The 15995-nt window shown below is 66.2% G+C and carries 14 protein-coding genes and 1 pseudogene; 11 read left to right on the top strand and 4 right to left on the bottom strand.

Going from position 1 to position 15995, the window contains the following annotated elements:
- Nucleotides 1–151 precede the first annotated feature (151 nt).
- Nucleotides 152–2326, top strand: a complete 2175-nt coding sequence (locus AB0J87_RS55905; protein WP_363982536.1) for a beta-L-arabinofuranosidase domain-containing protein — start codon at nt 152–154, stop codon at nt 2324–2326.
- A gap of 70 nt (nt 2327–2396) precedes the next feature.
- A complete protein-coding gene (locus tag AB0J87_RS55900) occupies nt 2397–3701 on the top strand; it encodes a family 43 glycosylhydrolase (protein WP_363982533.1) in 1305 nt (434 codons plus the stop codon).
- Nucleotides 3702–3856: 155 nt separating this feature from the next.
- Here the strand turns inward: AB0J87_RS55900 and AB0J87_RS55895 are convergent, their stop codons facing one another.
- Nucleotides 3857–4702, bottom strand: coding sequence for a DeoR/GlpR family DNA-binding transcription regulator (locus tag AB0J87_RS55895; protein ID WP_363982530.1), 846 nt, complete (start codon nt 4700–4702; stop codon nt 3857–3859).
- A gap of 295 nt (nt 4703–4997) precedes the next feature.
- Here AB0J87_RS55895 and AB0J87_RS55890 point away from each other — a divergent pair, with 295 nt between their 5' ends.
- From AB0J87_RS55890 to AB0J87_RS55870, 5 genes are all read left to right on the top strand, one after another.
- Nucleotides 4998–6305 carry a sugar ABC transporter substrate-binding protein gene (locus AB0J87_RS55890; protein ID WP_363982527.1) on the top strand — a complete coding sequence of 436 codons (1308 nt, stop codon included), beginning with the start codon at nt 4998–5000 and terminating at the stop codon, nt 6303–6305.
- 62 nt (nt 6306–6367) lie between these two features.
- On the top strand, nt 6368–7330 hold the full coding sequence (locus tag AB0J87_RS55885; RefSeq protein ID WP_363982524.1) for a sugar ABC transporter permease: 963 nt from the start codon (nt 6368–6370) through the stop codon (nt 7328–7330).
- A complete protein-coding gene (locus tag AB0J87_RS55880; protein ID WP_350732893.1) occupies nt 7327–8178 on the top strand; it encodes a carbohydrate ABC transporter permease in 852 nt (283 codons plus the stop codon). Before AB0J87_RS55885 ends, AB0J87_RS55880 begins: the two co-directional genes overlap by 4 nt.
- Before the next feature lie 54 nt (nt 8179–8232).
- Nucleotides 8233–9093, top strand: coding sequence for a ketose-bisphosphate aldolase (locus tag AB0J87_RS55875; protein ID WP_363982520.1), 861 nt, complete (start codon nt 8233–8235; stop codon nt 9091–9093).
- A gap of 1 nt (nt 9094) precedes the next feature.
- A complete protein-coding gene (locus AB0J87_RS55870; RefSeq protein WP_363982517.1) occupies nt 9095–10306 on the top strand; it encodes an ADP-dependent glucokinase/phosphofructokinase in 1212 nt (403 codons plus the stop codon).
- A 93-nt stretch (nt 10307–10399) separates the two neighbouring features.
- Here AB0J87_RS55870 and AB0J87_RS55865 read toward each other — a convergent pair whose 3' ends face one another.
- Nucleotides 10400–10720, bottom strand: coding sequence for a hypothetical protein (locus AB0J87_RS55865; RefSeq protein WP_363982514.1), 321 nt, complete (start codon nt 10718–10720; stop codon nt 10400–10402).
- Nucleotides 10721–10772: 52 nt separating this feature from the next.
- Nucleotides 10773–10949, bottom strand: a pseudogene (locus AB0J87_RS55860) (MEKHLA domain-containing protein); the annotation flags it as partial.
- Between the two features lie 188 nt (nt 10950–11137).
- On the opposite strand from AB0J87_RS55860, the gene AB0J87_RS55855 reads away from it, so the two are divergent.
- From AB0J87_RS55855 to AB0J87_RS55845, 3 genes are all read left to right on the top strand, one after another.
- Entirely contained in the window at nt 11138–11656 is a 519-nt protein-coding gene (locus AB0J87_RS55855) for a CHRD domain-containing protein (protein ID WP_363982511.1), read from the top strand.
- Between the two features lie 279 nt (nt 11657–11935).
- Entirely contained in the window at nt 11936–13186 is a 1251-nt protein-coding gene (locus AB0J87_RS55850; protein ID WP_363982508.1) for an MFS transporter, read from the top strand.
- A 261-nt stretch (nt 13187–13447) separates the two neighbouring features.
- Complete coding sequence (locus AB0J87_RS55845) at nt 13448–13582, top strand: hypothetical protein (protein WP_363982505.1); 135 nt, start codon at nt 13448–13450, stop codon at nt 13580–13582.
- A gap of 122 nt (nt 13583–13704) precedes the next feature.
- Here the strand turns inward: AB0J87_RS55845 and AB0J87_RS55840 are convergent, their stop codons facing one another.
- On the bottom strand, nt 13705–14034 hold the full coding sequence (locus tag AB0J87_RS55840) for a hypothetical protein (RefSeq protein ID WP_363982502.1): 330 nt from the start codon (nt 14032–14034) through the stop codon (nt 13705–13707).
- Here AB0J87_RS55840 and AB0J87_RS55835 point away from each other — a divergent pair.
- On the top strand, nt 14012–15784 hold the full coding sequence (locus AB0J87_RS55835; RefSeq protein WP_363982499.1) for a right-handed parallel beta-helix repeat-containing protein: 1773 nt from the start codon (nt 14012–14014) through the stop codon (nt 15782–15784). The genes AB0J87_RS55840 and AB0J87_RS55835 overlap by 23 nt on opposite strands.
- The last annotated feature ends 211 nt before the right edge of the window (nt 15785–15995 follow it).

Genomic DNA, 15995 nt, shown 5'->3' with positions numbered 1-15995 from the left:
CCTGGAAAGAAGCGCGACGCCTTCGACCTGAGCCGACGTAACAGTCCCCATCGACTACGCGGACCAGCTCCAGAAGCGTAAATGTTAGCGCTACCATTCCGCGGCCCACATGCCCTCCCATCGGATCCCGAGCGACGAAGAGGACAGTGCGATGTCAGAAATGGTGCCCAGGCGCGAGGCCCTTCGACTGGCGGTGTTAGCGGTCGCCACCCCGTCCGCGCTCGCGTTGGCGACGTCCACCGGAACGGCCCGGGCCGCGGCCCGCATGGTGGCCCCGCTGCGGCAGAACGACCCCCCGGTGCCCGGCAGCTGGATCGTGAAGCCGTTCGCGAACAGCCCGGTCACGCTGGGCGCGAGCCTGTTCACCGCCAACCGGGATCGGATCCTGACCTTCCTGCGGTCCTATTCGGCCGACCGGATGCTGGCCAATTTCCGGGCCAACGCCGGTCTGGACACGCTGGGCGCGCAGCCGCCCGGCGGCTGGGACGACGCGACCGGTAATCTGCGCGGTCACTACAGCGGGCACTTCCTCAGCGCCCTCGCTCTGGCCTACGCGGGCTCCGGCGACGCCTTCTACAAGAACAAGGTCGACTACATGGTCACCGCGCTGGGCGAGTGCCAGAACGCGCTGGCCGCGAAGGTCGGGCAACCCGGCGGGCCGAGCCACCCCGGCTTCCTGGCCGCCTATCCCGAGACGCAGTTCATCCAGCTGGAGCAGTACGCGACCTATCCCACGATCTGGGCGCCGTACTACACCTGCCACATGATCATGAGAGGGCTGCTCGACGCCTACCAGTACGCCGGCAACGAGCAGGCGCTCGAGATCGTGCTCAAGATGGGCGACTGGGTCCACAGCAGGCTGGGCAACCTTCCGCGAGCCCAGCTCGACCGGATGTGGGGCATCTACATCGCCGGCGAGTACAACGGCATGAACATCGTGATGGCCGACCTCTACGCCCTCAGCGGCAAGGCGGAGTATCTCGCGACGGCCAAGTGCTTCGACAACACCGCCCTCCTCGCGGCCACCGTCGACAAGCAGGACACGCTCAACCGGAAACACGCCAACCAGCACATCCCCCAGTTCATCGGATACCTGTCCGTCTTCGACCAGAACCAGGAACGCCGCTACTTCGACGCGGCCGCGAACTTCTGGGACATGGTCGTCCCGCACCGCACGTTCACCGACGGCGGCCTGGCCGGTCCGTCCGACAACGGCGAGCTCTTCGGCGCACGCGACGTCATCGTCGGCACCCTGGGCGCCAACAACGCCGAGACCTGCTGCAACTACAACATGCTCAAGCTGAGCCGGGCCCTGTTCTTCCACACCGCCGACCCGAAATACATGCAGTATTACGAACGGGCACTCTACGGCCAGATCCTCGCCTCCCGCCGCAACACCGACAGCACCACCAATCCGCTACTGACCTACTTCATCCCGATGCGGGCGGGTTCGGCGCGCAGTTACGGCAACCTCGGCACCTGCTGCGGCGGCACCGGACTGGAGAGCCACACCAAGTTCCAGGACTCGATCTACTTCCGGTCCGCCGACGATTCGACGCTCTACGTGAATCTCTACATGGCCTCGGAGCTCAACTGGGCGGAGAAGGGCTTCGTGATCAGGCAGGTCACGAACTATCCGGCCGACCCCGCGGGGGTGACGACGCTGACGGTTGCGGGCAACGGCCGGCTGGTGGTGAAGCTGCGGGTGCCGTACTGGGTGGAAAAGGGCTTCACGGTGCTGGTCAACGCGACCGACCAGCAGCTCGACGCCAAGCCCGGCGAGTACGTCACGCTCGACCGGCAGTGGCGGAGCGGCGACACGGTGAGGATCATGATGCCGTTCTCGCTGCGGATCGAGAAGGCGCTGGACATCCCGACCATCCAGAGCATCGCCTACGGGCCGGTGCCGATGGTCGCCAAGAGCAACCAGACCACCTACCGCCAATTCTCCTTCTACCGGGACTTCACCCTGTCCGGGGACCTCGCGCGCGCCGTCACGTCCACCGGGCCGATGAGCTTCACGGCGAACGGCCTGCCGCTCGTCCCCCTCTACATCAACAACACCGACCGCTACCACGCCTACTTCCGGCGCGTCGAGCCGACCGTCGTCTTCGGCAGGATCGACTCCGGCGTGCCCAACCGCGAGCGGGCGGATTCGGTGACGTTCCTCGACGCGGTCTGGAAGAACGCGCCCTTCGCGAGCCAGGGAGCGTTCGTGTCCACCGTGACCCGCACCGCGGAGGAGTGGGTGACGGCCGGCCTGATGACCTCGGCCCAGAAGGACACGGTGGTCTCCACCGCCGCCCAGGCCAGGCTCCCCGGCTGAATGCCAAAAATCTCTTCTCCGCGGCTCCGGAATGGCCTATACCCGTGAGTACGGATGATCGGAGGTCCCCATGCGGCTGCTCGGCCGGCTCTTCCTCGTGTTCACCGCGACCGCGGTCTGCCTACCCGCGGCCGGTGCGGAGCCGGCGGCGGCCGCCGTGGCCCCGACGGCAGTGATTCGCGCCGACTTCCCCGATCCGGACGTCATCCAGGCCGGCTCCACCTTCTACGCCTACTCCACCAGCAGCTCGGCCGGGCGCATCCAGGTGGCCAGCGCCTCGTCGGCCACCGGCCCGTGGACCGTGCGCGGGGACGCGCTGCCCGCCAAACCGTCCTGGGCGGGAAACGGCGGGTTCTGGGCACCCGACGTCTCCCAGCTTCCCGACGGCCGCTACCTGATGTACTTCACCGGCCCCAGCACCGCAACCGGGCGCATGTGCATCGGCGCCGCGACCTCGGCGAACCCCCTCGGCCCCTTCCAGCCGACCAGCGGCTCACCGCTCGTCTGCAACGCGGCCGAGGGCGGCGACATCGACCCGTCGAGCTTCGTCGACACCGACGGCAAGCGGTACCTGGTCTACAAGAACGACGGCAACGCCGTCGGCCGGCCCACCGTTCTGTGGCTGCAGCAGGTCGGCGCGGACGGCGTCACCTTCGTCGGCGGCCGCACCGAGCTCATCCGCAACGACCGTTCCGAGGAAGCCGGGGTGATCGAGGCTCCCGTGCTCGTCAAGCGGCCCTCCCAGTACGTGCTCTTCTACTCGGCCGGCTCCTACGCCGGAAACAGCTATTTCACCGGCTACGCCGTTTCCCCGGCTCTCGCCGGGCCCTACACCAAGGCGTACCGGCCGCTGATGACGACGGCCACCTTCGACGGCGCCGTTCAGGGCCCCGGCGGGACCGACGTGCTCGGGAGCCGCGTCTTCTTCCACGGCTGGGTGGGCAACGCGCGCCACATGTACACCGCGGAGCTGGGCTGGGCCAACGACTACCCGGTCGTACGCGGCAGCCGGGTGCGGTACGAGGCCGAGCGCGGCACGCTCAACCATGCCGAGGTGCGGACCGGCGCGGCCGGGGCGTCACAGGGGGCCGTCGTGGCAAAGATCGACTATGCGGACAGCTGGGTCGACGTCCAGGTGTTCGCGCCGGTCGCCGGGGCCTACACCGCGTACGTGGCCTATGCCGCCGGGTACGGCGACGCGCAGCACCTGGTGACGGTGAACGGGGGCACGCGGTTCACGCTGAGCTATCCCGACCGCGGCTGGGACAACTGGACGCAGGTGCCTGCCCAGCTCACGCTGAACGCCGGATGGAACACCCTGCGCTTCCAGTACCAGGCGCGCTGGGCGGAGCTGGACCACATCGAGATCGCCTGATCCATGCGGCCATCCGCTCATGGCTCCGCTCGGCAGTCGGCGCCCATTACCGGCCCATGCACCGGTAATGGGCGCCGGGACCGTCGACCGGCGTTCTCGAGGGGCCATGACGCGAATCGGCACCCGGACAGGCCGCCACCTGCTCGTCGCCCGATCTACTGGGGATCTTGACCGGCTTCGGGGGCGCCTTCGTGGGTTTCCGGCGTGATCAGCTCTACCCCGTTCTCCGTCAGCGCGTCCAAAAGGTCAGGCGGCGGCGTGGAGTCCGTGACGAGGAAGTCGGCGCCCCCGAGCTCGGACACCTGGGCGAAGAGCCGGCGATCGAACTTGGACGAGTCGGCCAGGATCGCCACGCGCGCCGCCCGCGAGATCATCTCTCGCATCATCGCCGCCTCGGCGAGGTTGCTCGTCGTGTATCCGGCCGCCGAAACGGCGCCGACCCCGATCAACGCCAGGTCGCAGCTGATGTCCAGCTCGCTTCCGTCGGACGCCCGGAAGCTGACGGGGCCGATGGTGGCCAGCGTGAGAGTGCGGACCGCGCCGCCGAAGACGTACACGTCGCGGACGGCTGAGGGTGGCAGCGCCGGGGGTACGAGCAGGCTGTTCGTCACCACGGTCAGGTCCCGATGGTTGCGCAGGTTCCGGGCCACGGCGAGAGTGGTCGTACCGCCGTTGATCATGATGATCGACCCATCTTCGACCAGCGACGCGGCAAGTACCGCGATCTTCTCCTTCTCGCGTTCTTCCATCTTGAGCCGCACGTCCACGGCCCGGTCGACCCGAGATAGAGTGGCCTGACTGACCGCTCCGCCATAGGTGCGGACCAGGACACCGTCGGCGCTGAGCTGGTCCAGGTCCCGCCGGATCGTGTCGATGGAGACGCCGAAGCGCTCTGCGAGTGCGCTGACCGTGACCTGCCCGGCCTCCGCGACGTATGCCGCCAGCTGGGCCTTACGTCCTGCAGGTAGACGACGCTGCCGGTCGTCTTCGTCAAGGGTCACTGACCCTCCCATCTCTGCGGTAGTTGCGTTACTGATCAACGCAACAGAGGGGTGATACAGGCCTAGAACTGCAGACTACCGCACAACGCTGCCTCTTTCAGGCGAGATGCCGCCTACTCCGAGGATTCCGGCGCTGGAAGTCCCGTGATCCGGCACGACTCTTCCGCATGAATGCCGGACTGTGCGGTTCCTAGCGGGTTTTTGCGTTACTAGGTCTTGTGGGGTAGCGACACGCGTTGTTAATGTGGCGGAAACCGGCAAAGACCGGTAACACCTGTACAGCAAGGAGGTCGCGATGACCGGAGGCAGCACCCGGTTGCAGGGCCGGACGAGGCGACTACTCGGGGTGATGGCGGTGGCGATGATCGGCGCCACGGCCGTGGGGTGTGGTTCCGGCTCGGGAGCGAGCGCGGGATCGAGCGGCGACGGGACCGTCACTCTGGAGTTTGCGCAGTGGTGGGCGCCGGAGCTGCCGGCGGGATCGTTCGACAAGCTTATGTCGGAATTCACGGCGCAGAACCCGAACATCAAGGTCAAGCTGTTGAGCGGCCCGTACGCGTCCACGAAGCAGCAGCTGGTGGCCGGAGCGGCGTCGAGGACGCTGCCTGACGTCGTCGGCCTCGACGGCGCATGGGTGAGCGACTTCGCCAAGCAGGGCGCCATCGCCGACCTGTCCGCGCTCATGACGACCGCGAAGTACGACTCGAGCCAGCTCGCGAGCCAGATCCAGATCAAGGGGAAGACCTACATGATCCCCGTGGTCAACTTCGTCTACCCTCTGTTCGTCAACAATGATCTGCTCGCGAAGGCGGGGGTCAAGACGCCTCCGAGCACGCGCACGGAGTTCTTGGAGGCGGCCAAGAAGGTCAGCGCGCTCGGCGGCAACGTGAAGGGCTGGGCCCTGCCGCTCGACACCGCCGTTCCCAACGGCGTCCAGAACGACGTGATGTCATGGCTGTGGGCATCGGGCGGCAGCATGCTCACCAAGGACGGGAAGCCCGACCTGACCGGCCCCGGCGTCAAGAGCACCGTGGAGTACGTCAAGAGCCTGAACGACGCGGGCGTCATCGCGCCCGGAGCGCTGACCATGAAAGAGCAGGACAAGGTGGAGAAGTTCTCCACCGGTCAGGTCGGCATGGTGATCGATTCCTTGGCGCACATCGGGCTGATCAAGAAGAACAATCCGAAGCTGGACTTCACGGTCGTGCCGATCCCGGCCGAGGACGCCTACACCGGCAAGCGCGGCATCCCGTACGCGTCCTGGGGCATCGGCGTCGCCGAGTCCTCGGAGCACAAGGCCGAGGCGTTCAAACTGGTCCAGTTCTTGATGGACAAGAAGGCGAATGCGCAGCTGAGCACGCTGGCGAACGGCTTCCCCGGCAACAAGACGGCCGAGCCTGACTTCAGCACGAGCGACCCGCTGTTCAAGACGGCCTTCGACATCTACAAGGCGGGCTATCCCGCCAACGAGTTCGTGGGGCTGCCGAAGTCCGAAGACCTCATGCGCAGCTTCGATGAGCAGCTGCAGCTCGCGCTCACCGGCAAGCAAAGTGTCGACGACGCCCTCAACAAGGCGCAACAGGCCTGGGCACCGGTGCTCTGACCTTCCGTACTTCGTGGGCCGCGCCGACCGTGCGGCGCGGCCCCCGAACCAAGGAGACATCGATGGAAACCGCGAAACTCGATCCGGCGGCCTCCCCGGGAGCCGCAAAATCGGCATCGGAATCCTCTGCGGGCCGACGGAGAAGGACGCGGCCTTTCCCCGTGCAGGGTGTCGTCCCGTACGGCTATCTCTCGCCGACGCTGATATTGATCTTTGTACTGATGATCATCCCCATCGCGATGGTGGTCAGCTACTCGTTCAAGGACAACGTGATCGTCGAGCAGAATCCGGTCTTCGCCGGGCTCGCCAACTACGCCACGGTGCTCACCGATCCCGACTTCCTGGCAGCGCTGAAGAACACGTTCATCTTCATCACCGTGAGCACCGTCGCTCACCTCGGCCTGGGACTGGCCTTCGCGACGATGCTCAACACCCCGTTGCTGGGCGGAGTGACGAAAGCCATCTTCCGCATCGTCTACATCCTGCCCTGGCTGTTCACGGTCGCCGTGATCGCGGTCATCTGGCGGCTCATGCTGGACCCGTCCGGGGTGGTCAACTACATCCTGACCACGATCGGCGTGATGCGCGAGGAAGTGAGCTGGCTCTCCGAGCCGAACACGGCGCTCTGGGCGTTGACATTCATCAACATCTGGGCCGGCTTCCCCTTCTTCATGATCAGCATCCTCGCCGGGTTGCAGGGAATCTCGCCCGTTCTGTACGAGGCGGCCTCCGTCGACGGCGCAAGCACTTTCCGCCAGTTTCGCAACGTGACGCTGCCACAGCTGAAACCGGTGCTCCTCAGCATGGCCGTGCTCGATCTCATCTGGACCTCCCAGCAGTTCGCCCTCATCTGGATGACCACCGGTGGTGGCCCGCTGAATGCCACCGAGATGCTCAGCACGTACACCTACAAGCAGGCCTTCAGCAGTTACGAGTTCGCCACCGCGTCCGCCGCCGCCGTCATAGTCCTGCTGCTCACGATGGTTCTGGCCTTCTTCTACGTTCGCCTGCAAAAGGAGAGGTGATCACCGTGCTCACCCGCAAAAGGCGGCGCCTCGGCGCGAAGATCGCCGTGCTCGCAGGCCTGTGCGTCGGCGCGGCCTTCGCCGGCCTTCCGGTCGTGTGGATGCTGTCGACGTCGTTCAAGACCAACGGCGAAGTCTTCCAGGTTCCGCCGCGGCTGATCACCGAGAACTTCTCGTTCGACGCCTACAAAGTGATCCTGGCCGACGCGACCCAGTTGAGGTTTTTCATCAACAGTTACATCGTCGCGCTGTCGGTGACCGTGCTGACATTGTTCGTGGCGATTCTCGCGGCGTATGGATTCAGCCGCTACAACTTCCCGCTGAAACGATCCGTCAACGCCGTGATCGTCACCGTCCAGGCTGTGCCGCCAATCACACTCGTCATTCCCTATTTCGGTCTCGTGGTGGCGCTCGGCCTGTACAATACTTATCCGGGGCTCATCCTCACGCATATGGTGTTCACCTTGCCCTATGCGATTATCATGATGACCGCGTACTTCAACACCCTGCCGCGAGAACTGGATGAATCCGTCAAGGTGGACGGGGCGTCGAGCTGGACGGCTCTCTGGCGGATCCTGGTGCCCATTTCGGTGCCCGGGCTGGTCGCCGTCGGCGTCTACACCTTCATGATCTCGTGGAACGAATACCTGTTCGCGCTGACGCTCACGCGTACCGACGACATGCGAACCGTTCCCATCGGCATCCAGCTCCTGATGGGCCAGCACTCCTACGAGTGGAACCAGATGATGGCCATGAGCATCCTGGGGTCCATCCCGGTGCTCGTGTTGTTCCTCCTCTTCCAGCGGCGATTCATCGGCGGCCTCACCTCCGGCGCGGTCAAGTCCTGAAACGTCGTCCCCGTCCCGAGTGACAATCAATTGATCAGAAGGAGAAATACAGCAATGCTGACGACCGGCAAGGTGCTCTTGGCTGTCGCGAATGAAAGAAACTTCGCCGTGCCCGCCTTCAACATCAGTGACTACGCCATGTTCAACGGCATCGTGGACATCAGCGAGGAGAAGAACGCGCCGCTTTTCATCGGGATCCACCCCGACGAGGTGCGGCACATCGGAGTGGACGTGATCGCCGCGATGACCCAGCGGGCCCATCGCTCGTCCGTGCCGATCGCGATTCACTGGGACCACGGCGCGACCTATCAGGAGATGCTGACCGCGATCCGGATCGGCTTCACCTCGGTGATGATCGATGCCTCGATGAAGTCGTTCGAGGAGAACATCGCGATCTCCAAGAAGGTCACGGAGACCGCGCACGCGGTCGGCCTGTCGGTCGAGGCGGAGCTGGGGACGATCGGCAAGACCGACAGCGAGGCCGAAGACGGCAGCGACGCGATCATCTACACCGACCCGGCGGACGCCGTGACCTTCGTGCAGGCGACGGGGGTGGACAGCCTCGCCGTGGCCATCGGCACCTATCACGGCCTCTACCCGAAGAACCTGAAGCCGGAGCTGAAGCTCGACCTGCTGAAGGAGATCAAGGACCGGGTCAAGATCCCCCTGGTGCTGCACGGCGGCTCGGGCAATCCCGACGACGAGATCGCGGAGTCGGTCAAGCTCGGCATCAACAAGATCAATATCTCCAGTGACATCAAGGCCGCCTACCACCTGAAGATGCGCGAGGTCCTGGCCGATGAGGGCCTGCGTGAGCCGAACTCCATCCAGCCGCCGTGCATCGAGGCGATGAAGGTGGTGGCCGGGCAGAAGATCGACCTCTTCGAAGCGGCCGGCAAGGCATCTCTCTACTGACATGACCAGCCGTGTGGTCCTGGGCTTGGGGGGATGCGTCGACTACGAACTCAAGCTGTCCTCGTCGATCTTGGAGCAACTGGTCGGCGAGTATCAGATCCGCGATGCCGAGCTGACTTCGTCGGTCACCGTGACCAACGAGCGTGAGCTGGTCATCTCGATTCTCACCTACCTCAAAAAGGGCGGAGGAGGCGAGCACTTCGTCGCCTCCTCCGAATGCCTGGACGCATTCGCCGGGCGGTTCCCCAAACGAACGACTCTGGGCGGGACCTCCGTTCGGGCGGCGATGGAGATGAGCCGGCTCGGCGTACCGTCCACCCTGCACCTGGTCAGCCTCAACGACATCGTCCGCCGCCTGCTGCCGGCAAGCTGCGACTACATCTGCAGCGGCGACCAGGACACGCTCTATCCCCACCTGATCGTGCAGTACGACCAGGGCATGCGGGTTCGGGCAGGTGACATCGACATCGACACGCCGTTTCCGAACAGACTGATCTACGTCAACGACCCGGACAACGAGTCCATGCTGCTGAGTGATGAGCTGGGCTCGTTGCTCGGCGACGCACGGGTCTTTCTGATCTCGGGATTCAACGCGATACGGGACCGGCGAACACTCGACCGGCGTCTTTCCACGCTGCGAAGCCACATGCGACAACTTCCGGCCGAGGCGGTCGTCTACTACGAGGATGCCGGATTCCACGAGCCGGGCCTCAGCCAACGGGTCCGCGACGCGCTTCTGGAAGTCATCGACGTTTACGGGCTGAACGAAGACGAGATGCAGTCGCACCTGGGCTACGCCGTCAACCTGCTTTCCGTGACGGAGGTGGCACGTGCCCTCGAATCGCTGCAGGCCCTGATCCCCGTGGAGACCCTGGTGGTGCACACCAAGTACTGGTCGGCGGCATTCGGCGAAAGAGCCGGCGAGTACGCGGAGCCACTGAACGAGGGCATCGTGATCGCCAGCACCCGCTACTGCCACGGCGACGAGTACACGAACCACCAGTACGAACTCATGCAGAACCGGCCGAGGCGAACGGAGGCGGTGGAGTTCGCCGCGGCTCTGGAACGCCGAATGGGCGGGGTTGTTCGTTGCCTGCCCGGTTTCGAGCTTGACGTCGCCGCGCCCACGACCATCGGGCTCGGCGACGCGTTCGTCGGCGGTTTCCTCGCCGCGGTCTCCCAGGGCGGCTCAAGCGGTCAGAGCATCACGTGAGGTGATCCGCTCCCGCGTCTCCAGCCGTGCTACTTCGCCGCGGCCATCACGTTCACCACGATCGATTGACGGAACGTGGCGCGCAGGCCGTCCTCAGAGCTCATGCGGCTCCCTCTTCGTGAATGCCGTGATGGTCACCACCGGGTCAGCCACCCGGTAGGGCGAGGCGACCGGGCCGAACCCCTCCTCGATGTCGGCCCGCAGGTCCCGGGCGCCGTCGTCGAGGCCGGCCATCCGGTCGCGGACCACGTCGCGCACGGTCGACGGCGCCTCCGTCCGGGTCACCGCGTCATGGGTGAGCACGCCCATGCCACCGAGCAGCCGGGACAGCTCCCGGACGAAGAACGGGTTGCCGGCGGTGCGGGCGTAGATGCCGCGCGGCGGCGGGACCGGGCAACTGGCCGGTCCCGCCACGAACGATCTCGGCCACCTCGGCCACGTTGAGCGGGCCGAGTCGGAAGGCCGCCGCCTGGCCCACGAGCAGGCCGTCGCCGTCCACCAGGTTCCACATCGTCACGTCCTCGATCCAGAACCGGCGGCCGGACTTGGCGATGCGCTGTCCCCGATAGCCGGTCGCGAAGCCGTCCCGACGTACGGCGTCCAGGAGCGCCTGGCGGTCCTCCCGCCGGTCCGGCTCCGCCGAGAGCCGCCGTGGCCTCGGGGCCTGCCAGCGGGGTGCCGACGAAGCGCAGGTGGGAGCGCGCCGGCACGTCGAAGAAGTCGGAGTTCACGGAGCAACCGTTCTTTGCCGCGTCGGAGGGGATCTTGCGTCCAATGTCACCCGGGCGTACTTGACAGAAACTGGACGGAAAATGGAATCCCGCGCTTTCCATGCGCGTGCTTGCGGGCGCGACGGCGGCAGGGGCGGTAGCCGTGGTGTTCGCCGGCTCGATGATCGCCACCCCCGCGGCCGCCGCGTCCCAGACCACCAGGGTGACCGCGCACAGTCGGACGACCAGTTCGCCCAAGTACTACTTCGCCGCCGGGCTCCTCGGCCGGAACGAGGTGCCCGAACGGGGCAAGAAGGTCAACGACCCCAACGGCGTGGCCGTCGCCAAGTTCCGCATCAGCGGCGACCGCTTCTACTTCTTCGTGCAGTGGAGGAACACCGGCAGGCCGACCGCCTTCCACATCCACCGGGGCAAGGCGGGCGTGAACAGCCCCGTCGTCATCGACCTGCTGTCCAACGGCCGCATTCGCGGCAACACCGCTTCCGGCTCCGTTCGCGTCAAGAGCAGCCTGCTCAGGGACATCAAGAACAAGCCCAAGAACTGGTACGCCAACCTGCACACCTCCCAGTTCCCCGATGGCGCGGTCCGCGGCCAGCTCCACAAGGGCGGCCGCTGGTAGACCGATCTCTACGAGGCGAAGCCCGTGTGGGCCGGCGTCCTGGGGGCTCGGGAAGGCCGGCTCGCACCCACGTTTCAGACGTCGATGGCGGTGATCCGCCTTGGACCGGCTCGAGAACGGATCCAGTGATCGTTCACTCTTCATCAAGTGATCCTGCGTAACTTCACGGGAACAGCGCTGATCCGCTATGACGACGCGCGCGAGGGGCCACCGAGCCTGACCGACCTATGACATATCGCCGCACGGAACCACCACACTCGCCCGAAAGGAGGGCTCCCCGTGCTCAACAGTGCCTATCGAGCGCAGTGCGAAGCCGAGGAAGCGCGCCACACGCCGGACTGCGCCACCAGGAACACGAAGCTCACTCTGCTCGCTCTCGCGCTCGGCACCTTCGCCATCGGCACGGGTGAATTCGGCAGCAACGGCATCATCCAGCTCTTCGCCGCGGACATGGGCATCTCGATCCCGCAGGCGACGTACGCCGTGACCGCCTACGCGGTCGGCGTCATGATCGGGTCCCCTGTCATCACGATCGTGGCCGCCCGGCTGAACCGCAAGCAGTTACTCCTGGCACTCATCCTTCTCTTCATCGTCGGGAACCTGCTGTCGGCGCTGTCCGCGAACGTCGGCATGCTGATCGCGGCCCGGTTCATCACCGGCACGGTGCAGGGCGCCTACTTCGGTGCCGGCGCCGTCGTCGCCGCCTACGTCTACGGTCCGGGCAAGGGCGGAAAGGCGTTCGCGACCGTCATGGCCGGCCTGACCATCGCGACGATCGTCGGCTCGCCTCTCGGCACCTTCGTCGGGCAGCAGGCCGGCTGGCAGGCGCTGTACGTCGTGGTCGCGGTGATCGGCCTGGCCGCCGGTGCGGCCATTCTCCTCTGGGTGCCCGCCACCTCCGACCTCGACGGCGGGCCCATCGCGCAAGAGCTGGGCGCCCTGCGCCGACCGATGGTCTGGGTGATCATGGTCGTCGCCGCGCTCGGCATTTCCAGCATCTTCGCCGTCTACACCTTCATCGGTCCCTATGTCACGGACGCGGCACGGGCCGATGAATCGCTGATCCCCGTGGCACTCGCCGTGTTCGGCGTCGGCATGGCGGTGGGTAACCAGGTCGGTGGCCGCCTTGCTGACCGCTATGCGTACCGGGGTCTCGTCCTGGGCTACGGGAGCGTCCTGCTGTTCCTCATCGCGATCGCCGCGACAGGCGAAACGATCTGGCTGCTCATGCCTGCCCTTTTCGGAGTCGGCGCGACCATGATGCTCGCCATCCCGACGATTCAGGTGCTGCTCACCAAGAACGCCCCCGAGGCGCCCACATTGATGGGGGCGCTCAACCTCGCATCGCTCAACCTGGCCAACGCGCTGGGAGCCGTCGGTGGCTCGATCACGCTCGGCGCGGGCCTCGGCACCCTCTCGACGGCATGGGCGGGCCTGGTGCTGACGGCCGCCGGTCTCCTCCTGTTCGCCATCACCGTCCGTCATGCGGTGCCGCCGCGGCGCGTCGAGACGACAGCAGCGGCGGCTTGAACCCCTCGAACTTCATGGTGTGCCGATTGGCGCCCTGGATGCCGGCCGGAGAAAGGCGCGAGCCACGAGTGCCGCGCGCGATTGCGAGTCGCAGTCCGTCACCGTGGTCGGAGGTGCCAACTCCGCAGGTCAGGCGGCACCCTTCCTGGCCTCCCGCGGCTCTGGCCCCGTACCCGGATCGTCGGCCTGAACGGGAACGGCGCGCTCGGCTTGGGAGGTCTGCAGGGGTGAGGCGTCTTCGCGGCTGAGGGACTCAAGGTGGTGCAGCGCACGCTGAGGCATGACGGCGTCGTGCTGACCGCCGACACCTACGTCTCGGTGCTGCCGCACCTGTATCACGACAGTGCCCGGACGACCTCGCGGCTGATGACTCGACACCGCAGGTCGGAGTGGTAGGGCGCGCCCGGGGCTCAAACAGGGACAGTGATGTCTGTCGCTGTCCCTGATCGGCAGGACGCCGTCATCGGCCCTGCAGTACTCTCTCAGCGTTTGATCTTGAGGGTAGGCGCGAGCGCTGTCTACAGCGGCGACGGCCGGCGGTCGAGTGCGGCCAAGGCTGTCAAAACCTGGAGGAGAACAGGAATGCGAAGAACCTGGCCAGTGGCGTTGGTGGCCCTAGCCACGGTTGTCATGGGCGGCGCGACGCCGGCGAGTGGCAACGCGGTCGATTCGGCAGCCGATTCGACGACGGCAACGGCAACGACGACGGCAACGGCAACGACGACGGCAACGGCAACGGCAGCGGTCTGCGGCAGCTCGTCGCTGAACGGCCCGACCACACCGCCCTCCGGCGCGGTCGTGGTCCCTGCGGGCGACAACAGCGGCGTGAACTTACGCCAGGCGAACACCACGTACTACTTCGAGACCGGCACACACACGCTGGGCACGGACCAGTACGCCCAGATCATGCCCGGCAACGGCGCGACGTTCATCGGCGCGCCCGGCGCGGTACTGGACGGGCAGCGGCTGAACCGGTACGCGTTCACTCAGCAGGCGACCGGCGTCACGATCCGGTACCTGACCATCACCGGATTCGTCGCGCCGCGCGATCAGGGTGTGGTCAACCACGACTCCGGCGACGGCTGGGTCGTGGAGCACAACACGATCCGCAACAACTCCGGCGCGGGGCTGATGGCCGGGGCCACGAACAAGATCCGTGGCAACTGCCTCAAGGACAACGGGCAGTACGGCCTGAACGCGTACAAAGATGGCAACACCATCACCGGCCTGGTTGTGGCGGACAACGAGTTCACCGGCAACAACACCGACGACTGGGAGCACCAGGAACCTGGGTGCGGATGTACCGGTGGCATGAAGTTCTGGGCGGTGAACGGTGCCGACGTGACCGGCAACTGGGTCCACGGCAACCACGGGCCGGGGGTCTGGGCGGACACCAACAACAACGACTTCCTCATCGAGGACAACCTCATCGAGGACAACGAGTCGCTCGCGATCTTCTACGAGATCAGCTACAACGTCGTGATCCGGAACAACACCATCCGCCGCAACGCCTGGGCCTCCGGCGCCGAGCGGGCAGCGAAGGGCGACCCGTTCCCCGAAGCGGCGATCTACCTGTCCGAGGCGGATGGTGAGCCCCGCGTGCAAGCGCGGACCAGCAAGATCGAGATCACCGGCAACCGGCTCGAGAACAACTGGGGCGGGATCACCGCATGGGCGAACGCCGACCGGTTCTGCAACAGCCCGGCCTCGACGACCGGCGACTGCACGCTGATCGTCGGACCGACCAACACCTCACAGTGCTCGGCTCCTGCCATCGCCGGTGAGCCGCTCTACACCAACTGCCGCTGGTGGACGAAGAACGTCGACATCCACCACAACACGTTCGCCTTCGACCCCAGCGCCGTCAACGGCGGCTGCCCGACGCAGTACTGCGGGCACATGGCCCTGCTGTCCAACTGGGGTACGTACCCGGACTGGTCCCCGTACAAGGGCGCCGTGATCCAGCAGTCGATCGTCCACGACTCGCACAACTCCTGGCACGACAACACCTACACAGGACCGTGGCAGTTCAGGGTCACCGACATGGGCAATCGCATCGTGCCCGGGCTGTGGGTCGGCCCCCAGTACGGCCAGGACGCCGGCAGCACGTTCGACGGCGGCACGCCCGTCCCGCCGGCGATCGCCGAGCAGGACTTCGAGTCCGGCTCGACGGTCGCGCCCTACGCCCCGTGGTACGGGGCCAGCCTGGCGCACCAGACCGGCGGCGCGCATGGTGGCACGGGCTCGCTGCAGATGACCAGCGCCCAGGCGTCTGGCAGCGCGGTGGCGCTTGACAACTTCCCCGGATACAGCGGTGTGGTCGCCGGTACGAGCTACCAGGTGTCGCTGTGGTACCGGGAGGCCGTGGCGACCATGCCTGCCGTCACGTGGAATGTGCGGTGGCGCGACGAGTCCGGCACGGTGCTGCGTACCGACGCCATCTCCATGACCCGGAAGACCGCCTGGACCGAAGCAGCCGGCACGTTCACCGCGCCCGCAGGCACGACCCGCGTCGACTGGACCTTTGTCTGGAACGCGAGCACCGCCGGACCCGCGTTCCAGATCGATGACGTGGCGATCCGTCCCGGGAAGCTTTAGCAAAAGACCTGAAGGACATGAGCCCGGTGACGGCGCTCCGCCCGCCTTCCTGGGAAAGAGCGGCTGCAACACGGAACCCCCGTGTTGCAGCCGCTCCGATGGGAGCATCAGCCCCCGAGAAGGCGCGCGAAGCACCCGTTCTGAAGGCCGGCGCTACGAGCGAGCTTTGGCACCGGACAGGCGCCGTCGATCTGCTCGTGGAGGATGCCGG

The organism is Nonomuraea sp. NPDC049625, assembly GCF_040675285.1.
GTDB classification, from domain to species: Bacteria; Actinomycetota; Actinomycetes; order Streptosporangiales; family Streptosporangiaceae; genus Nonomuraea; species Nonomuraea angiospora_A.
Note: the sequence above shows the minus strand (reverse complement) of the source record. Positions and strands in the feature narration are given on the sequence as shown.